The sequence below is a fragment of the Rhizobium sp. O111 genome (assembly GCF_055616315.1).
Map to the genome: position 1 here is coordinate 300022 of NZ_JBSHXL010000001.1, position 25912 is coordinate 325933.

Annotated in this window: 20 protein-coding genes; 13 read left to right on the plus strand and 7 right to left on the minus strand. The window is 61.9% G+C overall.

The window, feature by feature from the left end; all coding sequences use genetic code 11:
• The first annotated feature begins 45 nt into the window (after positions 1-45).
• From ACVTFQ_RS01535 to ACVTFQ_RS01555, 5 genes are all read left to right on the plus strand, one after another.
• Positions 46-1059, plus strand: a complete 1014-nt coding sequence (locus ACVTFQ_RS01535; protein WP_047508348.1) for a carbohydrate ABC transporter permease — start codon at positions 46-48, stop codon at positions 1057-1059.
• Between the two features lies 1 nt (position 1060).
• Positions 1061-2224, plus strand: coding sequence for an ABC transporter permease subunit (locus ACVTFQ_RS01540; protein WP_018898465.1), 1164 nt, complete (start codon positions 1061-1063; stop codon positions 2222-2224).
• Positions 2225-2258: 34 nt separating this feature from the next.
• The gene (gene bglA / locus ACVTFQ_RS01545; protein ID WP_111561719.1) at positions 2259-3911 is read left to right on the plus strand and encodes a beta-galactosidase BglA; all 1653 of its coding nucleotides are present in this window, start codon (positions 2259-2261) and stop codon (positions 3909-3911) included.
• Positions 3912-3935: 24 nt separating this feature from the next.
• Positions 3936-5027, plus strand: a complete 1092-nt coding sequence (locus ACVTFQ_RS01550; RefSeq protein WP_047508342.1) for an ABC transporter ATP-binding protein — start codon at positions 3936-3938, stop codon at positions 5025-5027.
• Between the two features lie 173 nt (positions 5028-5200).
• Positions 5201-5554 (plus strand): hypothetical protein, encoded by a 354-nt coding sequence (locus ACVTFQ_RS01555; RefSeq protein ID WP_018898468.1) that lies wholly within the window; start codon positions 5201-5203, stop codon positions 5552-5554.
• 82 nt (positions 5555-5636) lie between these two features.
• Here ACVTFQ_RS01555 and edd read toward each other — a convergent pair whose 3' ends face one another.
• The 5 genes from edd to ACVTFQ_RS01580 form a co-directional block, all read right to left on the minus strand.
• The gene (edd, locus tag ACVTFQ_RS01560; protein WP_111561720.1) at positions 5637-7457 is read right to left on the minus strand and encodes a phosphogluconate dehydratase; all 1821 of its coding nucleotides are present in this window, start codon (positions 7455-7457) and stop codon (positions 5637-5639) included.
• Between the two features lie 77 nt (positions 7458-7534).
• Positions 7535-8233 (minus strand): 6-phosphogluconolactonase, encoded by a 699-nt coding sequence (gene pgl, locus ACVTFQ_RS01565; RefSeq protein ID WP_111561721.1) that lies wholly within the window; start codon positions 8231-8233, stop codon positions 7535-7537.
• 11 nt (positions 8234-8244) lie between these two features.
• The gene (gene zwf / locus ACVTFQ_RS01570) at positions 8245-9720 is read right to left on the minus strand and encodes a glucose-6-phosphate dehydrogenase (protein WP_047508339.1); all 1476 of its coding nucleotides are present in this window, start codon (positions 9718-9720) and stop codon (positions 8245-8247) included.
• A gap of 134 nt (positions 9721-9854) precedes the next feature.
• Positions 9855-11153, minus strand: coding sequence for an NAD(P)/FAD-dependent oxidoreductase (locus tag ACVTFQ_RS01575; protein ID WP_111561722.1), 1299 nt, complete (start codon positions 11151-11153; stop codon positions 9855-9857).
• A 10-nt stretch (positions 11154-11163) separates the two neighbouring features.
• The gene (locus ACVTFQ_RS01580; protein ID WP_018898473.1) at positions 11164-12600 is read right to left on the minus strand and encodes a glutamine synthetase family protein; all 1437 of its coding nucleotides are present in this window, start codon (positions 12598-12600) and stop codon (positions 11164-11166) included.
• A 126-nt stretch (positions 12601-12726) separates the two neighbouring features.
• On the opposite strand from ACVTFQ_RS01580, the gene ACVTFQ_RS01585 reads away from it, so the two are divergent.
• From ACVTFQ_RS01585 to ACVTFQ_RS01605, 5 genes are all read left to right on the plus strand, one after another.
• The gene (locus ACVTFQ_RS01585) at positions 12727-13908 is read left to right on the plus strand and encodes a BaiN/RdsA family NAD(P)/FAD-dependent oxidoreductase (RefSeq protein WP_111561723.1); all 1182 of its coding nucleotides are present in this window, start codon (positions 12727-12729) and stop codon (positions 13906-13908) included.
• Between the two features lie 164 nt (positions 13909-14072).
• Positions 14073-14216, plus strand: coding sequence for a hypothetical protein (locus tag ACVTFQ_RS01590; RefSeq protein WP_018898475.1), 144 nt, complete (start codon positions 14073-14075; stop codon positions 14214-14216).
• Positions 14217-14516: 300 nt separating this feature from the next.
• Positions 14517-17045: a methyl-accepting chemotaxis protein gene (locus ACVTFQ_RS01595; protein ID WP_111561724.1), complete on the plus strand. Its 2529-nt coding sequence runs from the start codon at positions 14517-14519 to the stop codon at positions 17043-17045.
• A 197-nt stretch (positions 17046-17242) separates the two neighbouring features.
• Positions 17243-19093: a methyl-accepting chemotaxis protein gene (locus ACVTFQ_RS01600; RefSeq protein ID WP_111561725.1), complete on the plus strand. Its 1851-nt coding sequence runs from the start codon at positions 17243-17245 to the stop codon at positions 19091-19093.
• 298 nt (positions 19094-19391) lie between these two features.
• Positions 19392-20261 (plus strand): LysR family transcriptional regulator, encoded by an 870-nt coding sequence (locus tag ACVTFQ_RS01605; RefSeq protein ID WP_111561726.1) that lies wholly within the window; start codon positions 19392-19394, stop codon positions 20259-20261.
• 32 nt (positions 20262-20293) lie between these two features.
• Here ACVTFQ_RS01605 and ACVTFQ_RS01610 read toward each other — a convergent pair whose 3' ends face one another.
• Positions 20294-20530, minus strand: a complete 237-nt coding sequence (locus ACVTFQ_RS01610; RefSeq protein ID WP_111561727.1) for an SMc00767 family acetate metabolism repressor — start codon at positions 20528-20530, stop codon at positions 20294-20296.
• 24 nt (positions 20531-20554) lie between these two features.
• Positions 20555-21844, minus strand: coding sequence for an isocitrate lyase (aceA, locus tag ACVTFQ_RS01615; protein WP_111561728.1), 1290 nt, complete (start codon positions 21842-21844; stop codon positions 20555-20557).
• A 194-nt stretch (positions 21845-22038) separates the two neighbouring features.
• Between aceA and ACVTFQ_RS01620 the strand changes: the two genes are divergently transcribed.
• From ACVTFQ_RS01620 to ACVTFQ_RS01630, 3 genes are all read left to right on the plus strand, one after another.
• Positions 22039-23448: a short-chain fatty acyl-CoA regulator family protein gene (locus ACVTFQ_RS01620; protein WP_111561729.1), complete on the plus strand. Its 1410-nt coding sequence runs from the start codon at positions 22039-22041 to the stop codon at positions 23446-23448.
• Between the two features lie 142 nt (positions 23449-23590).
• On the plus strand, positions 23591-24688 hold the full coding sequence (locus ACVTFQ_RS01625) for a polyamine ABC transporter substrate-binding protein (RefSeq protein ID WP_111561730.1): 1098 nt from the start codon (positions 23591-23593) through the stop codon (positions 24686-24688).
• Between the two features lie 81 nt (positions 24689-24769).
• A complete protein-coding gene (locus ACVTFQ_RS01630) occupies positions 24770-25912 on the plus strand; it encodes an ABC transporter ATP-binding protein (RefSeq protein WP_470423660.1) in 1143 nt (380 codons plus the stop codon).

A 25912-nucleotide genomic window follows, 5' to 3' on the forward strand; every position in this document is an offset into this window, starting at 1 on the left:
GGGCGGCGTGATTTCAAAAAGACGTAGGCATCAGGGGAGGGATGAATGCTATCGCAGCTGGTTTCCGCTTTGGGGGTCGTGGTCGTCGCCGTATTCGCATGCGCGGCCTATTTCTATTTCTCGAACAAGCTCCTTGATATGGCGCTTCCAGTGAAGGACGGCGACATTCGCGCCGCCTCGCAGAACCTCAACCGCCGCTCCGTCATCAGGCCGTGGCTGTTCCTGTTCCCGGCGCTCTTCCTGCTGGTCGTCTATCTCGTCTATCCCGTGGTCGCGACGGTGATCCTGTCCTTCTACGATCGCTCCGGGGCTGAGTTCGTCGGCTTCAGCAATTACCAGTGGGCCCTTGGTGACCGCGAGTTCCGCCAGTCGATCTTCAACAACATCCTCTGGCTCGCCGTCGTGCCCGCCGCCTGCACCTTTTTCGGCCTCGTCATCGCCGTCATGACCGACCGCATCTGGTGGGGCAATATCGCGAAAAGCATCGTCTTCATGCCGATGGCGATCTCCTTCGTCGGCGCCTCCGTCATCTGGAAGTTTATCTACGAATATCGCGGCGGCAACGCCACGCAGATCGGCCTCTTGAACGCCATCGTCCAGCTCTTCGGCGGCACGCCGCAGGTGTGGATCTCGGTGCCCTTCTGGAACAGCTTCTTCCTGATGATCATCCTCATCTGGATCCAGACCGGCTTTGCCATGGTCATCTTGTCGGCCGCACTTCGCGGCATTCCGGAAGAGACCATCGAGGCCGCCGTCATCGATGGCGCCAATGGCTGGCAGATCTTCTGGCGCATCATGGTGCCGCAGGTCTGGGGCACGATCGCCGTCGTCTGGACCACGATCACTATCCTCGTGCTGAAGGTCTTCGATATCGTTCTCACCATGACCAACGGTCAGTGGGACACGATGGTCCTCGCCAATCTCATGTTCAACTGGATGTTTCGCGGCGGCGGCGACAGCGGCCGAAGTGCTGTTATCGCGCTGATCATCATGCTGGCCGTCACGCCGATCATGGTGTGGAACGTCCGCCGCGCCAATCGCGAACTGGGAGGCAAGTGAGATGACCCTGACCCGCGATTTCTTCAAGATCGGCCCGGCCCGTCTGTTCGTTCACGCAGCGGTCCTCCTGATCGTCATCATCTGGCTGATCCCAACGCTCGGCATCTTCGTCAGCGCGCTGCGTGACAAGGATCAGATCGTCGTCTCCGGCTGGTGGACGGCCTTCTCCGGCTCGTCGCGCACTGTCGCCGCCCGTCTCGGCCAGGTCGACCAGCAAAAGCAGGATGGCCCCGCCTATGTCATCTCAGGCAATGTGCTGGATGGCCAGGAGGGACGCTCGATCAATGCCTTCGGCACCCGCGTCGCGCAGCCCTCGGCCTACAAGGCCGGCGAGACCGCCGATCTCGGCGATGGCCTGACGCTCACCGTCAACGAAGACGGCACCTACCGCTACGCCAAGAACGCCGCCTTCGGTCCGGATGACGGCGGCCGCCGCGTCTATGTCTCCGTCGCCACGCCGCCGGAGTTCACGCTTCAGAACTATCGCACGGTGCTGACGGGCGAGGGGATCGGCCAGTCCTTCATCAACTCGCTGACGGTGACGATCCCCGCCACGATCATCCCGATCCTGATCGCCGCTTTCGCAGCCTACGCGCTGAGCTGGATGGAATTCCCCGGCCGCGCGCTCCTGATCGCGCTGGTCGTCGGCCTCATCGTCGTGCCACTGCAGATGTCGCTGATCCCGCTTCTCAGGCTCTACAATCAGGTCGGCATGCTGCTCGATACGCCGTCCAAGACCTATCCCGGCATCTGGCTGGCGCACACTGCTTTCGGCATGCCGCTCGCCATCTATCTCCTGCGATCCTACATCGCAGGCCTGCCCAAGGAGATCATCGAATCCGCTCGCGTCGATGGCGCCAGCGATTTCGAAATCTTCACCCGTATCGTTTTGCCCTTGTCCTTCCCGGCGCTCGCCTCCTTCTCGATCTTCCAGTTCCTGTGGGTCTGGAACGACCTGCTCGTCGCCATGGTCTTCCTCGGCACCGACAGGGATCACCTCGTGCTGACGGGCGCGCTCAACGCGCTGCTCGGCTCGCGTGGCGGCAACTGGGAAATCCTGACGGCCTCGGCCTTCATCACGATTATAGTACCGCTGCTCGTCTTCTTCGCATTGCAGCGCTATCTCGTGCGTGGTCTGCTCTCGGGTTCGGTCAAGGGCGGCTAGTCATTACCCAAGACAATATCCAACAGGACCACATATGAGCATGGCATCTCAATCCAACCTGACGGCGGACAAGGACTGGTGGCGCGGCGCGGTGATCTACCAGATCTACCCGCGCTCCTACCAGGATTCAAACGGCGACGGCATCGGTGATCTCAAGGGCATTACCGCGAGATTGCCGCATGTGGCGGCCCTTGGCGCCGACGCCATCTGGATCTCGCCCTTCTTTACCTCGCCCATGCGCGATTTCGGCTATGACGTCTCGGACTACGAGAATGTCGACTCGATCTTCGGCACGCTGGTTGATTTCGATTCCCTGATCGCCGAAGCCCACCGCCTCGGCATCCGCGTGATGATCGATCTCGTCATCTCGCATTCGTCGGATCAGCATCCCTGGTTCGTCGAGAGCCGGTCCAGCCGCACCAACGCCAAGGCCGACTGGTATGTCTGGAGTGACTCGAAGCCGGATGGCACCCCACCCAACAACTGGCTGTCGATCTTCGGCGGCTCAGCCTGGGCGTGGGATCCGACCCGCATGCAATATTACATGCACAACTTCCTGACCTCGCAGCCGGATCTCAACCTGCATAATCCCGAGGTTCAGAACCGCCTGCTCGATGTCGTCCGATTCTGGCTGAAGCGCGGCGTCGATGGCTTCCGCCTCGATACCATCAACTTCTATTTCCACGACAAGGAACTGCGCGACAATCCGGCGCTCGCCCCCGAGCGCCGCAATGCCTCGACGGCGCCTGCGGTCAACCCGTACAATTTCCAGGAACACATCTACGACAAGAACCGCCCGGAGAATATCGCCTTCCTGAAGCGCTTCCGCGCGGTGCTCGAGGAGTTCCAGGATATCGCCGCTGTCGGCGAAGTTGGCGATAGCCAGCGCGGTCTCGAGATCGTCGGCGAATACACGTCGGGCGATGACAAGATGCACATGTGCTACGCCTTCGAGTTCCTGTCGCCGGATCAGCTGTCGCCCGAGCGCATCGAAGACGTGATGAACGATTTCGCCACTGCCGCCCCCGATGGCTGGGCCTGCTGGGCGCTCTCCAATCACGATGTCGTGCGCCATGTGACCCGCTGGGGCTCGCTCGTCGCCGATCGCGACGCCTTCGCCAAGCAATATGCGGCGATGCTGATGACCATGCGCGGCTCCGTCTGCCTTTATCAGGGCGAGGAGCTCGGCCTGACGGAAGCCGATCTCGCCTATGAGGACCTGCAGGATCCCTACGGCATCCAGTTCTGGCCGGAGTTCAAGGGCCGCGATGGCTGCCGCACGCCGATGGTATGGGACAGCCAGGTCGCCCAGGGTGGCTTCTCGACCGTCAAGCCATGGCTGCCGGTTCCCGTCGAACATATTCTGCGCGCTGTCAGTGTTCAGCAGGGCGACGAGACCTCGGTGCTTGAGCACTATCGCCGCTTCATCGCCTTCCGCAAGCAGCACCCTGCGTTCGCCAAGGGCGAGATCAAGTTCATGGAGCCGCAGGGCGACATGCTGGTCTTCCAGCGCGAATACGGCAACGAAAAACTGCTCTGCGTTTTCAACATGAGCGCGACCGAAGCCTTGGTCGCTCTACCTGAAGGTAACTGGCAGGCGTTGACGGGCCATGGTTTCGTCAGCAATAACTATGGCGACAAGATCGATATACCCGCTTGGGGCGCGTATTTCGCTCGGCTCGCCTAGAGACTTCTGGAGGAGGAGAACTCGATGACTGGACTGACACTCAAGGACATTCGCAAATCCTACGGTGCCGTGGACGTGCTCCATGGCATCGATCTTGATATCAAGGAGGGCGAATTCGTTGTGTTCGTCGGTCCGTCGGGCTGCGGCAAGTCCACCCTGCTGCGCATGATCGCCGGCCTGGAGAACATCACCGGCGGTGACATGTATATCGACGGCCAGCTGGTCAACGACGTCCCGCCTTCCAAGCGCGGCATCGCCATGGTGTTCCAGTCTTATGCGCTCTACCCGCATATGACCGTCTACGACAACATGGCCTTCGGCATGAAGATCGCCGGCGAGAACAAGCAGGAAATCGATCGTCGCGTGCGCGCGGCGGCCGAAAGCCTGCAGCTCACCAAATATCTCGATCGCCTGCCCAAGGCGTTGTCAGGCGGCCAGCGCCAGCGCGTTGCCATCGGTCGCGCCATCTGCCGCAACCCGAAGGTCTTCCTCTTCGACGAGCCGCTGTCGAACCTCGACGCGGCCCTGCGCGTCGCCACCCGCATCGAGATCGCCCGCCTCAACGAGCAGATGGCGGACACGACCATGATCTACGTCACCCACGACCAGGTCGAGGCGATGACGCTGGCCGATCGCATCGTGGTGCTGTCCGCCGGCAATATCGAACAGGTTGGCGCACCGCTGGAGCTCTATGAGCGTCCGGCCAATCTCTTCGTCGCCAAGTTCATCGGCTCGCCCGCGATGAACGTCATCCCGGCCACCGTCACGGAAGCCGGCAACACGACCACCGTCACTTTGACCGGCGGCAAGTCCGTCACGCTCGATATCCCGACCGCGGCCTCCGAAAAGGGCAAGACCGCCAGCTTCGGCGTTCGCCCGGAAGACCTGCGCATCGCCGGCCCAACCGACGACTACCTCTTCGAGGGCGAAGTCTCGATCGTGGAAGCGCTCGGCGAGGTCACGTTGCTCTATATCGAGGGCCTCGTTCAGAACGAGCCGATCATCGTCAAGCTGCCCGGCATCTATGATGTGAAGCGCGGCCAGAAGATGCATTTCTCGGCCGAACGTTCGAAACTGCATCTCTTCGATGCGGAAGGCCGCACCTATCGCAAGTAAGTTGTAAATAGCTCCCGGGCCGTGTGAATAATGCGGCCCGGCGCTATGTTGTTCGAACCTTCTGTTAAAGATCGCTTGGTAGTCTTTCCTCATTGCATACTTAGAGGATTACGACAGTGGCGACACCGAGCCCCCAGTCATCAGGACATTTTTTGAATAAGGAAGAATCCTTCATGTACGACCGCGAAGTGCGGTTCAAGATGGAGGACACGATGAACGCCGCGCGTCTCGAATATACCGAGAAGGGCGTCATGAACATGGCCTCGCGCCGTTGCGACATCATCCGCATTTCCAAGAGCAGCGCGGTCCTGGCGATCCTGACGCAGTTCAACCTCCCGCGTCAGTTCTATCTCGATCTTCCCGATGCCCGCATCACCAAGATCGGCTGCATGCTGACCCGTGTTAATCCCAACAACACCGTGGAAGTTCGCTTCCTGCGCATGCTGACCGACAAGGAACTGAACAAGATCTTCGTCTACAGCACCCACCCCGCCCATCGCGACCGCGTGCTCGATATCCGCGGCTGATCGCCGATTTCTACGTCTGAAACGACAAGGCCCGCGAGATCGTCTCGCGGGCCTTGTCGTTTCTAGCTTGTATCGCCGTGCCTTAGTGGAACAGCACGCTGGCGCCCTTGTCGGACGCGCCAACGGCGCGGCGGAAGGGGGCGAACAACTCGCGGCCCATGCCGAACTCGTTATCGGAGAGGTCGGCGACGACAGGCTTGCGGTCGGCGAGCGTCGCTGCGTCCACAAGCACCTCGAGCGTCCCTGCAATCGCGTCGAGACGGATGATATCGCCGTCCATGATGCGCGCGATCGGTCCGCCATCGACGGCCTCGGGCGTCACATGGATCGCCGCCGGAACCTTGCCCGACGCGCCGGACATGCGCCCGTCGGTCAGCAGCGCCACGCGGAAGCCGCGGTCCTGCAGAACGCCGAGCGGCGGCGTCAGCTTGTGCAGCTCCGGCATGCCGTTGGCCTTCGGTCCCTGGAAACGGACGACGGCGATGAAGTCGCGGTTGAGCTTGCCGTCCTTGAAGGCGTCCTGAAGCTCCTGCTGGCTATGGAAGACGATCGCCGGCGCCTCGATGACGTGGCGGTCGGCCTTCACGGCCGAGATCTTGATGACGCCCTTGCCGAGATTGCCGCGCAGCATCTTCAGGCCACCATTGGCCTGGAACGGCGTTTCGATGTTCGCGAGCACCTTCGGATCGACGCTCTTTTCCGGGGAGGGCTCGCGCACGATGTTTCCATCCTCGCCAAGGCGCGGATCGATCGTGTAGGCTTGCAGCCCATGGCCGAACACGGTGCGCACGTCGTCGTGCACCAGGCCGTGCTTCAACAGCTCCTTGATCAGGAAGCCCATGCCGCCGGCCGCGTGGAAATGGTTCACGTCGGCAAGCCCGTTCGGGTAGACGCGGGCAAGTAGCGGCACCACTTCGGAGAGCTCGGCGATATCCTGCCATGTGAGCTCGATGCCGGCGGCGCGCGCCATGGCAACGAGGTGCAGCGTGTGGTTGGTCGAGCCGCCGGTGGCGTGCAGGCCGACGACGCCGTTGACGATCGAGCGCTCGTCGATCATCTCGCCCGCGGGCGTGAACTCGTTGCCCTGCGCGGTGATCGCCAGCGCCCGCTTGGTCGCCTCGCGGGTGAATGCTTCGCGAAGCGGCGTGCCGGGATTGATGAAGGAGGAGCCGGGCATATGGAAGCCCATGATCTCCATCAGCATCTGGTTTGAGTTCGCCGTGCCGTAGAAGGTGCAGGTGCCCGGTCCGTGGTAGGACTTGGACTCGGCCTCGAGCAGCTCGGCGCGGCCGACCTTGCCCTCGGCATAAAGCTGGCGCACGCGCGACTTCTCGTCGTTGGGCAGTCCCGAGGTCATCGGTCCCGCCGGCACGAAGATCGACGGCAGATGGCCGAAGGTCAGTGCGGCGATCGTCAGGCCCGGCACGATCTTGTCGCAAACGCCGAGATAGAGTGCGGCGTCGAACATGTTGTGCGACAGGCCGATACCGGCAGCCATGGCGATCAGGTCACGCGAGAAGAGCGAGAGCTCCATCCCCGGCTGGCCCTGGGTCACGCCATCGCACATGGCGGGAACGGCGCCCGCCACCTGCGCGATACCGCCAGCTTCCGCAGCCGCCTCGCGAATGATCGCGGGATAGGTCTCGAACGGCTGATGCGCCGAGAGCATGTCGTTGTAGGAAGTGATGATGCCGAGATTGGAAACACGGTCGCCGGCCAGTGCATCCTTCTCGGCGGGGGAACAGACCGCGAAGCCGTGTGCCAGGTTCGCGCAGCCGAGCGAAGAGCGAACCACGCTCTTGCCCACCGCGTTTCGCAAGCGCTCAAGATAGAGTTCTCGCGACGGTTTCGACCGTTCGACGATACGGTTGGTGATGGCGGCAACGCGCGAATGAGCGGACATGGGAGATCCTTGTCGTTTGCTGGTATTCGATTGTCTGTTCGCGGCTTTAAGCCGTGTTGGCCATTAAGGCCGTCGGCTTATGGAGCCCAGTAAATGTCGACGGGCGTCGCGGCGCGGCGAAGGATTGCCCGGATCGGCATCTCCGCCTCGTCGCCGGCACCCTCGGCCTTCGCCAGAACGTCCTTCTTGCCGTCGCCTTCGATGTGAAGAACGAGCAGCCCTGCATCCTGCAGGCTGGAGAAGGTGAAGGTCAGGCGTGGTTCGCCTGCGCCCTCGGCGTCCATGGTAATGATGCCGCGCGGCGTCTTCGGGTCGAGTGCAACCGCAAGATTGCTGCCACCAGGGAAGAACGAAGCCGTGTGGCCATCGCCGCCCATGCCGAGAATGACGACATCGAACGGATTGCCGATCGAAGCCGTGGCCGCCGTCGAGAGCTTTGCCGCTTCCTCAACCGTTGCCGCCGGCTGGTAGAGCGGCTGGAACTTTGCCGCCTTCGCCTTGTTCTGCAGGAGATTGCTGATCACCAGCAGATGGTTCGAGCGCGGATTGTCGGCGGGCACGAAACGCTCGTCGACGAGAGTGATCGTCACCTTTGTCCAGTCGAGGTCGCGCGTCGACAGTTCCTGGAAGAATGCCTTCGGCGTGGAGCCGCCGGAAACGGCGATTTCCGCCGTTCCCTTCTTGGCGATGGCCGTCGAAAGCGATGCAGCGACCTTGTCGGCAAGGTTGCGCGCCAGTTCGGCGGCGTTGGCAAAATTGTGCATGGTCGCTGCCATTCTCTCGATCCTTAGAGGTTGTCGTGCCAGGTGCGGCCGTCACGCTCGATGAGCGCGATCGACTGGCTCGGGCCCCAGGTGCCGGCCGTGTAGCCCTGAACCTTCTGGCCGGTGGATTCCCAACCCTTGAGGATCGGGTCGACCCACTGCCACGCCGCTTCCACTTCGTCGCGGCGCATGAACAGCGTCTGGTTCGAACGGATGACGTCCATCAGCAGACGCTCGTAGGCGTCGGGGTTACGAACCTGGAAGGAATCGGCGAAGCTCATGTCGAGCGAAACGTTGCGCAGGCGCATACCGCCCGGGCCCGGATCCTTGATCATCAGCGACTGCTTGACGCCTTCGTCGGGCTGCAGGCGGATGATCAGCTGGTTCTGGTTGATGCGGCCGGCCGACTGGTCGAAGACCGAGTGCGGGATCGATTTGAAGGTGATGACGATCTCCGACATGCGGCCGGCAAGACGCTTGCCGGTGCGGATGTAGAAGGGAACGCCAGCCCAGCGCCAGTTGTTGATCTCGGCCTTGATGGCGACGAAGGTTTCGGTGTTGGACACGCCGCCTTCGAGCTCTTCGAGGTAACCCTTGACCGGGCCACCCGCCGAAGCGCCGGCGCGATACTGGCCGCGTACGGTGGTCTGCTCGACATTGGACGCGTCGATCGGCTTCAGCGCGCGCAGCACCTTGAGCTTCTCGTCGCGAACCGCTTCGGAATCCATCGAGGACGGGACTTCCATGGCAACCAGGCAGACGAGCTGCATGATGTGGTTCTGCACCATGTCGCGCAGCGCGCCGGCGGTGTCGTAGTAGCCGGCACGGCCTTCGAGGCCGACGGATTCGGCAACGGTGATCTGCACGTGGTCGATATGCTGTGCATTCCAGAGCGGCTCATAGAGCGCGTTGGCAAAGCGCAGCGCCATCAGGTTCTGCACGGTTTCCTTGCCGAGATAGTGGTCGATACGGAAGATCTGCTCTTCCTTGAAGACCTTGCCGATCGTGTCGTTGAGCTGCAGGGCCGAGTCCAGGTCGCGGCCGATCGGCTTCTCGACGACGATGCGGGTGGTCTTGGTGATCAGCTTGTGATCGTGGATCTTCTGCGAGATGTCGCCGAAGATGCCGGGCGCGACGGCAAGATAGAAGGCGCGCACGCGGTCCTTGCCCTCGTCGAGCAGCTTCTTCAGCTGGTCCCAACCGGCGTCGGAACGGGCATCGACAGGCACGTAGTAAAGGCGCTCGCAGAACTTGGCGACCTCAGCCTCGTCATACTCGCCCTTCTTCAGGTGCTCCTTCAGAGCGTCCTGCGCGAACTTGCGGTATTCTTCGTGGGTCAGCGCGCTTCTGGAAGCGCCGATGATGCGGGTCGGCTCGGAGAACTGGCCTTCGATCTGACGATGGTAGAGGGCCGGCAGCAACTTGCGCTCGGCAAGGTCGCCACTGCCGCCAAAGACGACGTAATCGAAAGGTTCAACGGGAATGATTTGGCTGCTCATGAGGCTATCTCTCAATCAGACTGGTTCTTGGCCTCTTTAATCTAATCGATTTAAAAAAGCCAGTGTGCGCTGCAACGAATTTGTCCGGCACTGGTTTTAGATCGAAAAGCCTCGCGAGGAAATGCGCAATCGGACTAAAACTTGTCGCGCAGCGCAAACCAGGAAAGCGCCAGGAAGAGCAGGGGTGCACGCATCGCCGGACCACCCGGGAAGGCCGGGATTTTCAGCGCCTTGAACAGTTCGAGGTCCCTGGATTTCCCGATCACAGTTTCGGCATAGAGCCGTCCGCAATAGTTGGCAAGCATCACGCCATGGCCGGAATAGCCGCCGATCGAGGTCACGCCTGGCATGACTTCGCGCACAAAGGGCTGCCTCGGCATGGTGATCGCGACCGATCCGCCCCAGGCATGGGTGATTTCGACGTTATCAAGTTCGGGATAGATCTCGGCGATCTGGCGGCGAATGTGCTGCGATATGTCGCGCGGATTGTCCGCCGTATAGGCCTCGCGGCCACCAAACAGCAGCCGCCCGTCCTTGGATTTTCGGAAGTAGCGCACGACGAAGCGCGAATCGGCAACGGCCTCGCTACCAGGAATGACCGTGGATTTCTCGCCGAGCGGCACGGTCGCGCCGATGAAGGAGCGGATCGGCATGACATGGCTGGCGGTAATCGGCTCGAGATTGTCGATATAGCCGTTGCAGGCAATCAGTGCCTTGTCGGCGGTGATCTGTCCGCGCGGCGTATCGATCGTAACCTTGCCGCCACCCTGGCGGATCGCCGTCGCCTTTGTCATTTCGAAGACCTGAGCGCCGGAAGCCGCCGCCGCCCGCGCCAGCCCGATCAGGAGCTTGAGCGGGTGAATGTGGCCGGTGCCGGTGTCGCGCACGCCGCAGAAAAAGCGCGTCGACCCCAGTCGCTCCTGCGTTTCCGCGCGGTCCATGAAGGTGGCGTGCGGGTAGCCGTAGCGGCTGGCGGCGATCTCCGCGTTGGCGCGAAAGTCCTTCTCGTAGCTCGCCTTATGCGCCACGTTCATCTGGCCGGGCATGAAATCGATGTCGATCTGGTGCTCGGTCGCAAAATCAAGCAGATGCTTCTTGGCGTCCTCGGCCAGATCGAACAGCGCCTTCGAGCGCTCGAAGCCGATCTCCTCCTCGAGCTCCTCCGGCCACGAGCGCTGCCCGGTGCCGAGCTGCCCGCCATTGCGGCCCGACGCACCATCGCCGAACCGGCAGGCCTCGATGAGCACCACCGACACGCCCGCTTTGGCGAGATGATAGGCCGCCTGCAGCCCGGTATAGCCGCCGCCGATAATGGCGACGTCGCATGTCTTCGATCCGTCGAGCTCAGGGTAGGTGGGCCGCTCGCCCGCTGTTGCCTGATACCACGAAATGCCGGGCGCGATCGGGCTCTGCCATTTCTGTTCGGATGTCATGGCGCCATCCTCACACGTTGAGCAGAAGGAATTCGCGTTCCCACGGGCTGATCACCTGCATGAAGGTTTCGAACTCGCCGCGCTTGACGCCGGCATAGAGCCCGATGAATTCGCGACCGAACACCTCCTCGAAGGCCGGCTCATCCTCCATCAGCGCGACGGCTTCAAGCAGACCGCGCGGCAGGTCGATCGAGCCTTCGTTTGCGGAATCCTCGGTCGGCGCCGTCGGCTCGATTTCCTTCATGATGCCCAAGAGGCCGCAGGCAAGCGAAGCCGCGAGCGCCAGATAGGGGTTGGCGTCGGAACTCGGCAGTCGGTTCTCGACACGCCGCGCCTGCGGATCAGACACCGGCACGCGGAACGCCGTCGTGCGATTGTCATAGCCCCAGGCGTTGTTGACCGGGCACGACATGTCGGGCGTCAGGCGGCGGTAGGAGTTGACGTATGGGGCGAGCATGCAGAGCGCGCTCGGCACGTATTTCTGCATACCGCCGATGAAGTGGAAGAACTCTTTCGAGGGCGAGCCGTCGGGGTTGGAAAACACGTTCTTGCCCGTGTCCTCGTGGATGACGGACTGGTGGATGTGCATCGCCGATCCGGCTTGGCCCTGCATCGGCTTGGCCATGAAGGTGGCGTAGATGCCATGCTTCATCGCCGCCTCGCGGATCGTCCGCTTGAACATGAAGACCTGGTCCGCAAGCTCGATCGGATTGCCGTGGCGAAGGTTGATCTCGAGCTGCGCCGGTCCTTCCTCATGGATCAGCGTGTCGATCTCCAGCCCCTGCTTTTCGGAGAAATGGTAGATGTCGTCGATCAGTTCGTCGAACTCGTTGATCCCGGCGATCGAATAGCCCTGGCCACCGAGAATGGCGCGGCCCGAGCGACCCTTCGGCGGATGCAGCGGATAGTCCGGGTCGTCGTTCTTGGCGACGAGGTAGAACTCGATCTCCGGTGCCACGATCGGCTTCCAGCCGCGGTCATGATAGAGCTTCATGATCCGCTTCAAGACGTTGCGGGGCGTGTAGGGGACCTCTTCTCCATCGGCGCTGACGATATCGCAGATCACCTGCGCGGTCGGGTCCGTTTCCCACGGCACGACGGAAAGCGTCGAAAGGTCGGGCACCAACTTGAGATCGCTGTCGCGCGGCTCGTAGCGGAAGCTTTCGGTTTCCTCTGGATATTCACCCGAAATCGTGTGGCGGTAGATCGCGGAAGGCAGTGCCAGCGATGTGTTGGAGGTGAATTTCGAGCTCGGCATCATCTTGCCGCGCGGCACGCCGGCAAGGTCGGGCGTGATGCATTCGATGTCTTCGATCCCGCGTGCCCGCAAGAACTGCGCTGCTTCCTTCCAGGAGGCCACGCCGCGAAGATATCCAGGGTCCGGGGGAGATTTCTTCGAGGCGGGAACGTTCTTGGCAGGCTTCAGCGTCGTCTTTTTTGGGGACATGACACACCGGTTTGCGTTGATCTTGCAGCCATAATAACCGGAGTTTGGCAATTGGCGAGGGGGGACGCACGTTGACTTTCGCCTATTGATGGAAAAAGAAGACGCCTTTCGACGAAGGAAACAGCCGTGCAGCGAAGAAGCGATGTGATCGTCCTAGGCGCGGGCGCCGCCGGCATGATGTGCGCCATCCGCGCCGGCCAGCGTGGCCGCTCTGTGGTCGTGCTCGATCACGCAAAGGCGCCCGGCGACAAGATCCGCATCTCCGGCGGCGGTCGCTGCAACTTCACCAATATTCATGCCTCGCCGAAGAATTTCCTCTCTGCCAATCCGCATTTCAGTAAGTCGGCGCTCGCACGCTTCACGCCATCGGACTTCGTCGCCATGGTCGATCGCCACAAGATTGCCTGGCATGAGAAGATGCTCGGCCAGCTGTTCTGCGATGACAGCGCCAAGGACATCATCCGCATGCTGCTGGACGAGATGCAGGCCGCGGGCGCAAGGCTCGAGCTGCGCACCGAGATCGTTGCGGTCGATAAGATCGAGGACGGCTTTCGCGTCTCGACCTCCGAGGGCGAGTATCACGCCACCTCGCTTGTCATCGCCACCGGCGGCAAGTCGATCCCGAAAATGGGCGCGACCGGTTTCGCCTATCGCATCGCCGAACAGTTCGGCCTGCCCCTCATCGAAACCCGCCCCGGCCTCGTGCCGCTGACGCTCGATCCGCAATTGCTCGAAAGCGTCGCACCGCTGTCGGGGATCGCGGCCCCCGCCGAACTGCGCCATGGCAAGACCGCCTTTCGCGAAGCGCTGCTCTTCACCCATCGCGGCCTGAGCGGCCCGGCCATCCTGCAGATCTCGTCCTATTGGCGTGAGGGCGATGAGATCACCGTCGACATCGAGCCCGACGTCGATCTCCTCGCGCACCTGAAGGCGGCAAAGCAGGCGAATGGTCGGCAGTCGGCGCAGACAGCACTCGGTGAGGTACTCCCCAAGCGTCTGGCGCAATATCTGACCGAGCGCGCCGGCGTGGCCGGCAACATGGCGGACATGTCCGACAAGGTGCTGGCACGCCTCGTCGATGCCGCGCAGAACTGGACGATCAAGCCTTCGGGCTCCGAGGGCTACCGCACGGCCGAAGTCACGCTTGGTGGCATCGATACCGCTGCGCTCGATTCCCGTAGCATGCAGGCCAAGGTGGTGCCCGGTCTCCACTTCATCGGGGAGTGCGTGGATGTGACCGGCTGGCTCGGCGGCTACAATTTCCAATGGGCCTGGGCGTCGGGTGTCGCGGCTGGTGACAGTCTATAAAGCTTATTCTTCGTAGAGATGAAACCAGTTGAAGGATTCAAGAGTTCTTAAGCAGGGTGCGCCATCCTGTCCCGATGACGTGCTTAAATTGGCTTCCTAAATAAGGCTTTACGAGCACAGTCTTTTGTTGGATTGTTGTGACATAGAGAAGTGAGGTTCTGCAGATGAACAAGAACACACGACGCGCCCGCGCCATCGCAATTGCCAAGGCCCAGCCGGATACACGGCTTGTCGCAATCCGCTACTTCGTCCTGGCCGCCAGTGCCGCCGCCGCCGTCATGGCGCTTTTCCTTCCGAGAATGCTCTAAGGCACTCCCTTTCAAGACAGCGAGATCTTGCGGCGCACTGATGCGCCTGCACTATAAGCGCGCGAACGCCTGGTTTGCTGTTATATCCGGCTACCTAAGCTTATATAAAAATTAACGCATCTTCGGCAAAGCTTTAGTATGACTTATGGGCGCCTCGCATCTTGCGGAGCGTGACAGGCAATGATTGCCGTCCGAGCATGCGCTCGCGATCCCCCATTGTTCCAAAATGTTCGATGCACTCAGCCGACGCGCAATCTCGCCGCCGGTGGGAGGAGTGGTGTATGGAAGGCCGGAACCCCCATGTTTATTGACAGGATTCTTTCCCGTTTCAGGATCAAGACCAAGGTCCTTATCTTTGTCTTGCCTTTTGTTTTAAGCATTTCAGCAGTCGGCTTCACCGGCCTCTATGCGTCTGGCCTGCTCCAGGGCCGAATGGAGATCTCCAACAGCGTCCTTCAGTCGCTGAGCGGTTTCAAGGATCTCTTCGGCTCCATGGACGATTTCCTGCGTGTGACCAATGAGGAAGCGCGTGACAAGCTCTACGCCGATGTCTCCACGCAGCATGCGACGCTAAGTGCCACGCTGAAACAGATCGGCGACAATGCCGGCCGCGCCAATCTGCAGGCCGCCACCGATGGCACCTCCGGTATCTCCGACACCGTCGGCAAGCTCTGGACCCTGCACGAACAGGAAGTCGCCCTGCGCAAGTCGATCGACGAAGCCCAGAAGGTGATGATCTCCAGCCGCTTCAGCGTCAATTACGACGCCCAGCAGCTGCAGGAAAACATTCGCAACGACGAAGGCAACGCCACCGCGACGCTCCGCGCCGCCGACCGCCTCCTGAAGGGTGGCGATGCGCTGGCAGCCGTGATGGCCGATTTCGGCAAGGCGCAACTGCCGGCCGACAAGCTCAAGGTGGTCACCGACGCGCTCCCGGGCATCCTGAAGGCTCAGCGCCTGATAGAGATCTCCGTCCCGCAGAACCAGAAGAGCATGACGCAGTCGCTGGCGCAGACGATCAGCGACGTGAAGGCGCAGGCGACAGCCGCCGACGCCGGCACCGATGAGGCGATCGCCAATCTCGGCCGTCTCGTGTCGCGCTTCCGCCAGATGTCGACCTACACCCAGCTGACGGCAACGCAGATGATGCGTGCCGCCACCACCACCTTCGTCGAGCTCGACAGCCGTATCGCCCAGACCAACTCCGTGCTGGAAGATACGCGCCGCCTCGAAAGCGCGATCTATTCGCTGCAGCTGGTCCTCGGCGAATTCGCCGCCAAGCCGGACAAGGACAACCGCGTTCGCCTGCACCAGGAAATCGCCACCCTCGGCACCAACCTCAACACGCTGCTCGCCAGCGCCAAGGGCATGAACTTCGCCGAAGATATCGTCGCCGCCATGTCGCCGGCGCTTGCCTCGATGGACAAGGATGCCGAAAGCCTCGTCGCGACCATCGAGCAGCGCGTCGCCGACTACGCCTCCGCCCGCCAGCAGCTGAACGCCGTCTGGGGCGAGCTCACCGCCTTCGCCGAATTGCAGAAGCAGACGGCCGGCGTCGAACGCACACAGGCCAACGGCATCTCCGTTCTCACGACCGGTCTCGGCATCCTGCTCTCGGTTGTCGGCGGCATCGCGCTCGTCCTGACCCTGCAGCGGCCGATCGGCCAGATCACGTCAGCCATGCGCCGCATCGCCGATGGCGCGCTCGACACCAGCATATCAGGTGAACAGCGCCACGACGAAATCGGCGACATGGCCCGCGCGCTCGGCATCTTCAAAGAAAACGCGATCTCCAAGATCCGCATCGAGGAACAGAGTGACGAGGAGCGCGCCGCTTCCGAGCACGAGCGCCAGCGCAACGACGCCGAAAAGCGCGAGATGGACCGCCAGATCGAGTTCGCCGTCAACGCACTTGCATCGGGTCTCGAGCGCATGTCGCAGGGCGATATCTCGACCACGATCGACACGCCCTTCATCGGCCGTCTCGAACAGCTTCGCCAGGATTTCAACGGCTCGATGATGCGCCTCCAGGCAACCATGAGCCAGATCCGCGACAACGTCGAGATGATCCAGGGCAATGGCAACCAGATGGCCCAGTCGGCTGAGGATCTCGCCAAGCGCACCGAAAACCAGGCCGCCTCTCTGGAAGAGACGGCAGCCGCCGTCGACCAGATCACCGTCACCGTGCGCTCTTCCGCCGAACGCGCCAAGGAGGCCGATCAGGTCGTGCGCCAGGCAAAGCGCAGCGCCGATGATTCCGCCACCGTGGTCAACAATGCGATCGACGCGATGACCCGCATCGAGGAAGCCTCGCAGCAGATCGAGCAGATCATCGGCGTCATCGACGAGATCGCCTTCCAGACCAACCTTCTGGCGCTCAATGCCGGCATCGAGGCCGCGCGCGCCGGGGAAGCTGGCAAGGGCTTCGCCGTCGTCGCCATGGAAGTCCGCGAACTGGCGCAGCGCTCGGCCGCTGCCGCGCAGGAGATCAAGGGGCTGATCAACAAGTCGACCAACGAGGTGAACTCCGGTTCGCAGTTCGTGCAGCAGACCGGCACGGTGCTGGCAAAGATCAGCACCCAGATCGTCGCCATCAGCGAGCACGTCGAAGTCATCGCCCGCGCCAGCCACGATCAGTCGGGCGCGCTGCAGGAGGTCAACACCACGGTCAACCAGATGGACCAGATGACCCAGCAGAATGCCGCGATGGTCGAGGAAACCACGGCCGCCAGCCGCGAGCTCGCCAACGAAGCCGACGCTCTGCTGAGCCTCATCAGGCAGTTCAAGATCGACAGCGGCAGCCAGGAAAAGGTCTACCGCGCCGCCTGACGACGCCCGGTATCATCTATACGAATCTGCGATGGCTCCGGAAGCGGGGCCATTTGCACGTTTTCTAATGCGTGAGTCTGCAGGAAATCACCCATGCATTTTTGCGGCTGTGAATGTGATGTTCGTCAGTTTCTTTGCAATTTATCTTAAAACTTTCCCATTAGTTTCGACCTCGATTGTTCCTCAGGGGTCTTTGTATGCTTCGCTTTTTCTCAGCGTCTATTGTTCGGCAGATCGTCGCGATTACGCTTGCTCTTCTGGTTTTCAGTACAGCGGCGATTGTTTCTGTAACTTACTACAATCTTAGCGCGTACGTCATGACCAGTGCGGTCACCGACGCCAAGGATGCCAGCCGCGCGATGGCGGTGCTTTATGCAGCCGGCGATCCGTCCGCGAAGGTCGATGTCCGTGACAACAAGCTGGTGGCCGTCAGTGAAGAGAAGCTGCCGTCGTCGCTCGGCGACCACGCCCTCGTCGATCGAACCGCGGCCTCCATCGCGGGTTACGCCACGGTGTTCGAGCGCCAGGGTGACGACTATGTCCGTGTCTCGACCAACGTGAAGAAGGAAAACGGAGATCGCGCCGTCGGCACCAAGCTGGCTGCCGGCCATCCGGCGCAGGCGGCTCTCGCCAAGGGTGAAGCCTATTATGGCCCGGCCGATCTCTTCGGCAAGAAGTTCATGACCGGCTACTTCCCGGTCAAGAGTGCAACGGGCTCGACCGTCGGCGTTCTCTTCATCGGTATTCCGATGGAAGTCTATTACAGCAGCCTGCAGCAGCTGCTGACCCTAGTTGTCGGCGTTGGCCTCGCGGTCCTGCTGATTGTCGGCGTCATCGCCTATGTCGCGATCCGCGCCACGATCCGTCCGCTTGAGACCCTGACAGGCGCCATCAACACGATCTCCTCGGGCAATCTCGACACGAAGATCCCCTGCACCGAGAAGGAGAACGAGTTCGGCGCGATCGGCAAGGCGCTTGCTTTGTTCCAGGAAGGTGCGCGCGCCCGGCTCATGCTGGAGACGCAGGCGGCCGAACAGCGCGCCCTGAGCGACGCGGAGCGCAGCCGCAACGACGCTGAAAAGCGCACGCTCGACGACCAGATCCAGTTTGCCGTCAATCAGCTCGCCGCCGGTCTTGGCCGCCTGTCGAGCGGCGACGTATCGGAAACGATCGAAACGCCTTTCGTCGGCCGGCTTGAGCAGTTGCGCGTCGATTTCAACGCCTCGCTCGAACGCCTGCAGGATACGCTCTCGCGCATCCGCGATAACGCGGTGACGATCCACCGCAACTCCGGCTCCATGCTGCACTCGGCCGATGAGCTCTCCAAGCGCACCGAAGCCCAGGCCGCAAGCCTGGAGGAAACCGCTGCTGCCGTCGAGGAAATCACCGTCACCGTCCGCTCGTCGGCCGAACGCGCCCGCGAGGCAAACAGCGCCGTCATCGTCACCAAGAAGACGGCGGACAGCTCGACTGTCGTGGTCGGCGATACCGTCGCCGCGATGGACCGCATCGAAGCGGCTTCCAAGCAGATCGAGCAGATCATCGAGGTGATCGACGACATCGCCTTCCAGACCAACCTTCTGGCGCTGAACGCCGGCATTGAGGCCGCGCGCGCCGGGGAAGCCGGCAAGGGCTTTGCCGTCGTCGCCATGGAAGTACGCGAACTCGCCCAGCGCTCGGCCGATGCCGCGCGCGAGATCAAGAGCCTGATCGAGACCTCGACCCGCGAAGTCGCGGCAGGCTCCGGACTGGTGCAGAAGACCGGCTCGGTGCTGGCCTCGATCAGCAGCGAGATCATCGCGATCAGCAAGCATGTCGAGACCATCGCCACCGCCAGCGCCGACCAGTCGGCCGCCCTGCAGGAAGTCAACAGCTCCGTCAACGCGATGGATCAGATGACGCAGAAGAACGCGGCCATGGTCGAGGATACCACCGAGCAGAGCCGCCAACTGGCGAGCGAGGCCGATGCGCTCATGTCGCTGATACAGCAGTTCCGCATCGATGCGTCTTCTGCCCCGCAGCAGGTCCGCATGCGAAACGCGGCCTGATCGGTTCTCCATCAGGTTTGATCATCGAAGGGCTGCCCTCTGGGCGGCCCTTTTTCATGGGCAGCATGGCGAGAACTCGAGCGGCGAAACGCTCGAGCTTCGATTGTCCGTAGCCCTGGTAGAAGTCCTCCTCGGCCCGCGCACGATACCGGTCGGAATTCCTCGTGTTGAGTTTGGCGAGCTCGATGAAGGCTAACAGCTCGATCATGACCGTGTCCTTTCTGAATTGAAGATGGACACAGGGTATTCGCCAAAATTCGCTTCATAAACGCAAGAAATCCCACTATGTTTTTCACTCATGAAAAGCACGCAATGGGACTCATTTCAGCTCTTCCTGCAGGTCGCGCGTCTCGGCGGGCTGACTGGGGCTGCTGCCGCAAGCGGGCTCAGCCCCGCCACGATCGGCAGGCGGATGCTCGATCTAGAGCAGGAGATCGGCCGGACGCTCTTTTCCCGCAGCCAGACCGGCTACCGCCTGACGCCGGATGGCCAGGCCCTGCTCGATCATCTGAAGGACATGGAGGCCGCCGCCCGCAAGGTGGATGCCTGGCGCCAGGCAAGCAGCGTCGGAGCAACCGTGCGGATCGCCGCCGGCACCTGGGTCGCCTGGTTGATGGCCGAGAATTTTGGCGCCATCCGCATGCCCGGCGACCACTTCGCCGTATCGATGACGATAGGCGAGGCGCGCGCCAACCTGAACTACCGCGAGATCGATATCGGCATCCGCGCCTTCGAGCCGGAGGAAAACAATCTCGCCGCGCGGCTCTTGGGGGAGGTGGCCTACGGTGTCTATGCGAGGCGCAACGCCGGTGAACAGGAAGAGCGATGGCTCGCCGTTGCGGAAGAGGATGCGATCTCCAACTATCTGCGCTGGCCGCACCACAATGCTGGAGGCGCCATCGTCGCCACCGTCAATCGTCCGCGCTCGCTGGTCGATCTCGTTCGCGCCGGCGCCGGCAAGGCGGTGCTGCCCTGTTTCGTCGGAGATCTTGATCCAGACCTGCAGCGCCTTGGCCCGGAGCTACAGGATCTGCGCCACCAGCAGTGGATCGTCATGAACAACGAAGACCGCCACCGCCAGGAAATCCGCACCGTCGCCGATCGCATGACCAGGCTGTTGAAAAGCTACAGCGATCTTTTCGCGGGAAGGCGCCCCAGCCGAAGCTGAGGCGCCGTGTTGCAGGGCGGATTGGGGGCTAGTCAGTTCCGGCCGGCAACAATGACCGGGATCAACAGGTCACCCCAGTTTCCATCGCCGCCGTGATGGCGGGCCGAGCGGACGATCTCGACCGAAACGCCGGCATCGACCGCCTTCATGACCGACTGGTTCAACCGGTGCAGATCGTTGGCGAGCATGCGGATCATGCCCTGCTGATCCGGTGTCATGCTGGTGGATTGTTCCTCTGCGCGTTCCTTGACGCGTGCAAGCGTAGGCATTGTCTCCTCCTCCTTCGGTTGGCATTACTCGGCTGCTGGCTTGAACTGTGCGTGCTCGGTCGATTCTCCCATCGCCGTGGTCGAGGATCGCCCACCGGTGATTGCCATCGACACGGCGTCGAAATAGCCGGTGCCGACTTCGCGTTGGTGCTTGGTGGCCGTGTAGCCGTTCGCTTCGGCAGCGAATTCCGCCTGCTGCAGCTCCGAATAGGCGGCCATCTGCCGATCCTTGTAGCCGCGGGCGAGTTCGTACATGCCGAAGTTCAGCTGGTGGAAACCGGCCAGCGTGATGAACTGGAACTTGTAGCCCATGGCTCCAAGCTCGCGCTGGAACTTGGCGATCGTCGCGTCGTCGAGGTTCTTTTTCCAGTTGAACGACGGCGAGCAGTTGTAGGCGAGCAGCTTGCCCGGATGCACCTTGTGCACGCCCTCGGCGAACCGGCGCGCCTGCTCCAGATCCGGCTTGGAGGTCTCGCACCAGATCAGGTCGCAATGCGGCGCGTAGGCGACGGCACGCGCGATACACGGCTCCAGCCCGTTGCGCACCTGGTAGAAACCCTCGACCGTGCGGCCAGCATCGTAATCGACGAAGGGCTGGTCGCGCTCGTCGATATCGGAGGTCAGGAGCTTTGCGGCTTCCGCATCGGTGCGGGCGATGACAAGCGTCGGCACCCCCATGACGTCGGCGGCAAGGCGCGCGGCGTCGAGATTGCGGATATGGGCGGCGGTCGGGATCAGAACCTTGCCGCCGAGGTGGCCGCACTTCTTTTCGGACGCCAGCTGATCCTCGAAATGAACCCCCGCGACGCCGGCCTCGATATAGGCCTTCATGATCTCGAATGCGTTGAGCGGCCCGCCGAAGCCCGCTTCGGCATCGGCAACGATCGGCGCGAACCATGTCTCGACCGAAAGCCCCTTGTCTTCCGAGGTCTCGATCTGGTCGGCGCGCTGCAGCGTTCTATTGATCCGCTTGGCAAGCTCCGGCCCTGCATTGGCGGGGTAGAGCGACTGATCGGGATACATCGCCGATGCCGTGTTGGAATCGGCCGCGACCTGCCAACCCGAGAGATAGATCGCCTTCAACCCGGCGCGGACCATCTGCATGGCCTGGTTGCCGGAAAGCGCGCCGAGTGCGTTGACGAAGTCGTCCTGATGCAGCAGCTGCCAGAGCCGGTTGGCGCCCATTTCAGCCAGCGAGTAACGAAGCTCGACCGATCCGCGCAGTCGTCGCACATCATCGGCCGAATAGGGGCGCTCGATGCCGGCGAAACGGTTGGCGGGGATATTGCGGTGAAGCTTGTCAAACTCTGTCATGTCTTCCTCCTTGCATAACATCATGGCCATCTGGCTGATTGACAGGATTTACAAATCATCAGGAAATAGCCAGAGTTAACTGGAGAAACGCGATGGAATAGGGGTCGCGATGCAAAGAACGTGACAAGTTTCGGTAGTAAAATTGTCAAGTTTTGTAAATTCTGCGACCCCGATATTCTGTAAAGGATTGTCACATGGCTGAGCGCAAAATGTTTGCCGGTCCCAAGGTCCGCCGTATCCGAAACGGCCTCGGCGTGACGCAGGCGGCGATGGCCGAGGCGCTGGAGATCTCGCCGTCCTATCTCAACCTGATCGAGCGCAACCAGCGCCCGCTGACCGTGCAGCTGCTGCTGAAGCTCGCGGCGGTCTACAAGGTCGATCTGAAGGAACTGCGCGCCGAAAGCGGCGGCAGTCTCACTCAGCTGAAGGAAATCTTCGCCGATCCGCTGCTGTCGGGCGAGCTGCCGGGCGATCAGGAACTGGTCGAGGTTGCGGAGGCGGCGCCCAATGCGGCAAGCGGCGTCATCAAGCTCTACCGTGCCTACCGTGAGCAGGCGGTGCGCCTCTCCGATCTAACGCTTCTGAGTGCAGGCGAGGGGCAGGTGCCACTGTCGGGCGCGCGGCTGCCGGCAGATGAGGTACGCGATGTGCTGGAGCGCCGCTCGGCCTATTTCCCGCGCATAGAAACGGCAGCGGAAGCGTTCCTTCATGCGCTCTCCGACCCCCGCGATATCATCTCCACATTCAAGGAGTGGCTGCGCGCCGAGCGCGGCATCGGCGTTCGCGTTCTCCCGATCCATGTCATGCCGGATCTCCGCCGCCGTTTCGATCGTCACTCCATGCGGCTCTTCATTTCCGAGCGCCTGTCGCCGGCCGATCAGGCGCAGGAGATCGCAATCGAAGTCGCGACGCTGGCGCTGCGCGAGGCGATCGTGAGCGAGCTCGAAGGCCTGATGCTCTCCACCGAGGAGGCGAGGCGCATCGCCCGCTTCGAGCTCGCGCGCTATGCGGCACTGGCGCTGACCATGCCCTACGCGCCTTTCCTAGCGGCGGCCCAGGCCGCGTCCTACGACATCGATATCCTGCGCGTCCGCTTCAACGTCTCCTTCGCGCAGGCGGCAAGCCGGCTGACGATGCTTCAGCGCCCCGGCGCTTCGGCGGTCTCCTTCTTCACCATGGAGATCGACGGTGCCGGCCATCGGCTGCGTCGGTCAGGATCGCAAGGCTTCCCGCATCTGCGCTTCGGCGGCGACTGTCCGAAGCTCAACGTCCATGTCGCCCTGCTCCAGCCCGGACAGATCCTCGCCGAATTGGTCGAGATGCCTGATAATAACCGCTACCTCACCATCTCCCGCACGCTTGAGGGGCCGAACGCGCCGTTCGGCGAGCGCGTCCGCCGCACGGCGCTTCTCGTCGGTTGTGATGCTTCGGCAGGCGAGGAGACAGTTTACGGCCGGGCGGTTTCCGCGCAAAAGGCCATCACGGCAGGCTCCAGCTGTCGGCTCTGCGAAAGGCGCGGATGTCTCTCGCGCGCCGAGCCGCCTGTCACACGCCCGTTGGGGCTCGATGAGATGGTCTCGGGCCTTGGCAACTTCGACTTTTAGTCCCGGTCTTTAGTCACAGCGAAATCATTGAGAGTGCAGGATTTTGCGCTTGTCGGCTCCAGAAATCCTTTCTAGTCTGCAACCAAAACCAGAGGGAGGGCATCCGCGGAAAACGGTGCCCAAACAAAAAGCAGGAGATAGCATGAGGTCAATTCTCGTAAAGCTCGCGGCCACGGCTCTCGTGACTGGGCTTTCGATCACGCCATCCGTTGCCGCGGACCGCGTCGTCAATGTCTACAACTGGTCCGATTATATCGACAGTTCCATCCTCGAAGATTTCACCAAGGAAACCGGCATCAAGGTCGTCTACGACACCTTCGACAGCAATGAGACGCTGGAAGCCAAGCTCTTGGCCGGCGGCACGGGCTACGACGTCGTGGTTCCGACGGTATCCTTCATGCAGCGCCAGATCGCCGCTGGTGTCTACCAGAAGCTCGACAAGTCGAAGCTGCCGAACCTCGTCAACATGTGGGACGTGGTGACCAAGGGTGTGGCGTCCTTCGATCCGGGCAACGAATACAGCGTCGACTACATGTGGGGCACCACAGGCATCGGCTATAATGTCGACAAGGTGAAGGCAGCGCTCGGCACGGATGAGAAGCCCAATTGGGATGCGCTCTTCGATCCGGAAAAGGCCGCCAAGCTCAAGGATTGCGGCATCTACATGCTGGACTCTCCGACCGACGTCATCCCCTCCGTGCTCGCCTATCTCGGCCTCGATCCGAACAGCACGAAGACGGAAGACCTGAAGAAGGCGCAGGACGTGCTGATGGCCGTTCGTCCCTTCGTGCGCAAGTTCCACTCGTCGGAATATATCAGCGCGCTTGCCAATGGCGACATCTGCATCGCGCTCGGCTTCTCGGGCGACGTCTTCCAGGCCGGCGACCGCGCCACCGAAGCCAACTCCGGCGTCAAGGTCGATTACTCGGTGCCGAACCAGGGCGCACAAATCTTCTTCGACGTCTTCGGTATCCCGAAGGATGCGCCGCATGTCGAGGAAGCGCATGAGTTCATCAACTACATGATGAAGCCCGAGGTCGCCGCCAAGGCATCGAACTACGTCTTCTACGCCAACGGCAACAAGGCATCGCAGCCGCTGCTCGACAAGGAAGTGATCGACGACACCGCGATCTATCCGACGCCCGAGGTCATGGCGAAGCTCTTCACCGTTCCGCCGCTCGATGCGAAAGCGCAGCGTGCCGTGACGCGACTGTGGACGACAGTCGTCACCGGTCAGTAACGCACTGATCTGCCCGAACCTGATGGTTCGGGCATTTCTTTTAGTGGCGCATTGGATCAGGTCAGTTTTCGGGGAAAAATCATGAAGTCACTCGGCAATATTCGCCGTTCCTTTGCGCCTTGGGCCGATCCGGCCGCCAAGCCGTTCATCTCGGTCAAGAACGTCATCAAGCGCTTCGGTGATTTCACCGCCGTCGACGACCTGTCGCTCAATATCTATCACCGTGAGTTCTTCGCGCTGCTTGGCGCATCGGGCTGTGGCAAGTCCACGCTGCTGCGCATGCTGGCTGGTTTCGAGCAGCCGACCTCCGGCGAGATCATCCTTGATGGCACCGACCTTGCCGGAACGCCGCCCTATAAGCGCCCGGTCAACATGATGTTCCAGTCCTACGCGCTCTTCCCGCACATGACTGTCGAAAAGAACATCGCCTTCGGCCTGCGCCAGGACGGCATGGCCAAGGACGAGATCGGCGAACGCGTGCTGCAGATGCTGAAGATGGTGAAGCTGGAGAAGTTCGCCTCCCGCAAGCCGAACCAGCTTTCCGGCGGCCAGCGCCAGCGCGTGGCGCTCGCGCGCTCGCTTGCCAAGCGACCGAAGGTGCTTTTGCTTGACGAACCGCTTGGCGCGCTCGACAAGAAGCTGCGCGAGGAAACCCAGTTCGAGCTCATGGACCTGCAGCAGAACCTCGGCCTCACCTTCGTCGTCGTCACCCACGACCAGGAAGAGGCGATGACCATGGCCGATCGTATCGCGGTCATGAGCCACGGCAAGGTCATCCAGGTGGCGACGCCGGCCGAAATCTACGAGGCCCCGAACTCCCGCTTCGTGGCCGATTTCATCGGCGACGTGAACATCTTCGACGGCAAGGTCACGGCGTCCAATGCCAATGGCGTCGAGATCGCTATCGACGAGAGCCTGAGCATCAAGCTGTCGGGTGCCGAGCCGCTGCCGGTCGGCAGCCCCGCCGGCTTCGCCATCCGCCCCGAAAAGCTGAAGGTCACGCGCACCCCGCCGGCCAATCCCGGCATCAATGCCGCCTCGGGCGAGCTCTGGGATATAGCCTATCTCGGCGACATGACCGTTTTCCATGTGAAGTTGAAGAGCGGCAAGGTGGTGAAGGCGTCGTCGCTGAATGCGCAGCGCGCTGTCGATGATCCCTTCGTTTACGATCAGGGAGTCTGGGTCACCTTCGCCGAGGACGCCGGCGTTCTGTTGAAGGATTGA

What these genes read in the sequence shown, in the direction of transcription:
- ACVTFQ_RS01535 (WP_047508348.1), top strand. Translation starts at nt 46, where the DNA reads ATGCTATCGCAGCTGGTTTCCGCTTTGGGGGTCGTGGTCGTCGCCGTA.
- ACVTFQ_RS01540 (WP_018898465.1), top strand. Translation starts at nt 1,061, where the DNA reads ATGACCCTGACCCGCGATTTCTTCAAGATCGGCCCGGCCCGTCTGTTC.
- bglA (WP_111561719.1), top strand. Translation starts at nt 2,259, where the DNA reads ATGAGCATGGCATCTCAATCCAACCTGACGGCGGACAAGGACTGGTGG.
- ACVTFQ_RS01550 (WP_047508342.1), top strand. Translation starts at nt 3,936, where the DNA reads ATGACTGGACTGACACTCAAGGACATTCGCAAATCCTACGGTGCCGTG.
- ACVTFQ_RS01555 (WP_018898468.1), top strand. Translation starts at nt 5,201, where the DNA reads ATGTACGACCGCGAAGTGCGGTTCAAGATGGAGGACACGATGAACGCC.
- edd (WP_111561720.1), bottom strand. Translation starts at nt 7,457, where the DNA reads ATGTCCGCTCATTCGCGCGTTGCCGCCATCACCAACCGTATCGTCGAA.
- pgl (WP_111561721.1), bottom strand. Translation starts at nt 8,233, where the DNA reads ATGGCAGCGACCATGCACAATTTTGCCAACGCCGCCGAACTGGCGCGC.
- zwf (WP_047508339.1), bottom strand. Translation starts at nt 9,720, where the DNA reads ATGAGCAGCCAAATCATTCCCGTTGAACCTTTCGATTACGTCGTCTTT.
- ACVTFQ_RS01575 (WP_111561722.1), bottom strand. Translation starts at nt 11,153, where the DNA reads ATGACATCCGAACAGAAATGGCAGAGCCCGATCGCGCCCGGCATTTCG.
- ACVTFQ_RS01580 (WP_018898473.1), bottom strand. Translation starts at nt 12,600, where the DNA reads ATGTCCCCAAAAAAGACGACGCTGAAGCCTGCCAAGAACGTTCCCGCC.
- ACVTFQ_RS01590 (WP_018898475.1), top strand. Translation starts at nt 14,073, where the DNA reads ATGAACAAGAACACACGACGCGCCCGCGCCATCGCAATTGCCAAGGCC.
- ACVTFQ_RS01595 (WP_111561724.1), top strand. Translation starts at nt 14,517, where the DNA reads ATGTTTATTGACAGGATTCTTTCCCGTTTCAGGATCAAGACCAAGGTC.
- ACVTFQ_RS01600 (WP_111561725.1), top strand. Translation starts at nt 17,243, where the DNA reads ATGCTTCGCTTTTTCTCAGCGTCTATTGTTCGGCAGATCGTCGCGATT.
- ACVTFQ_RS01605 (WP_111561726.1), top strand. Translation starts at nt 19,392, where the DNA reads ATGAAAAGCACGCAATGGGACTCATTTCAGCTCTTCCTGCAGGTCGCG.
- ACVTFQ_RS01610 (WP_111561727.1), bottom strand. Translation starts at nt 20,530, where the DNA reads ATGCCTACGCTTGCACGCGTCAAGGAACGCGCAGAGGAACAATCCACC.
- aceA (WP_111561728.1), bottom strand. Translation starts at nt 21,844, where the DNA reads ATGACAGAGTTTGACAAGCTTCACCGCAATATCCCCGCCAACCGTTTC.
- ACVTFQ_RS01620 (WP_111561729.1), top strand. Translation starts at nt 22,039, where the DNA reads ATGGCTGAGCGCAAAATGTTTGCCGGTCCCAAGGTCCGCCGTATCCGA.
- ACVTFQ_RS01625 (WP_111561730.1), top strand. Translation starts at nt 23,591, where the DNA reads ATGAGGTCAATTCTCGTAAAGCTCGCGGCCACGGCTCTCGTGACTGGG.
- ACVTFQ_RS01630 (WP_470423660.1), top strand. Translation starts at nt 24,770, where the DNA reads ATGAAGTCACTCGGCAATATTCGCCGTTCCTTTGCGCCTTGGGCCGAT.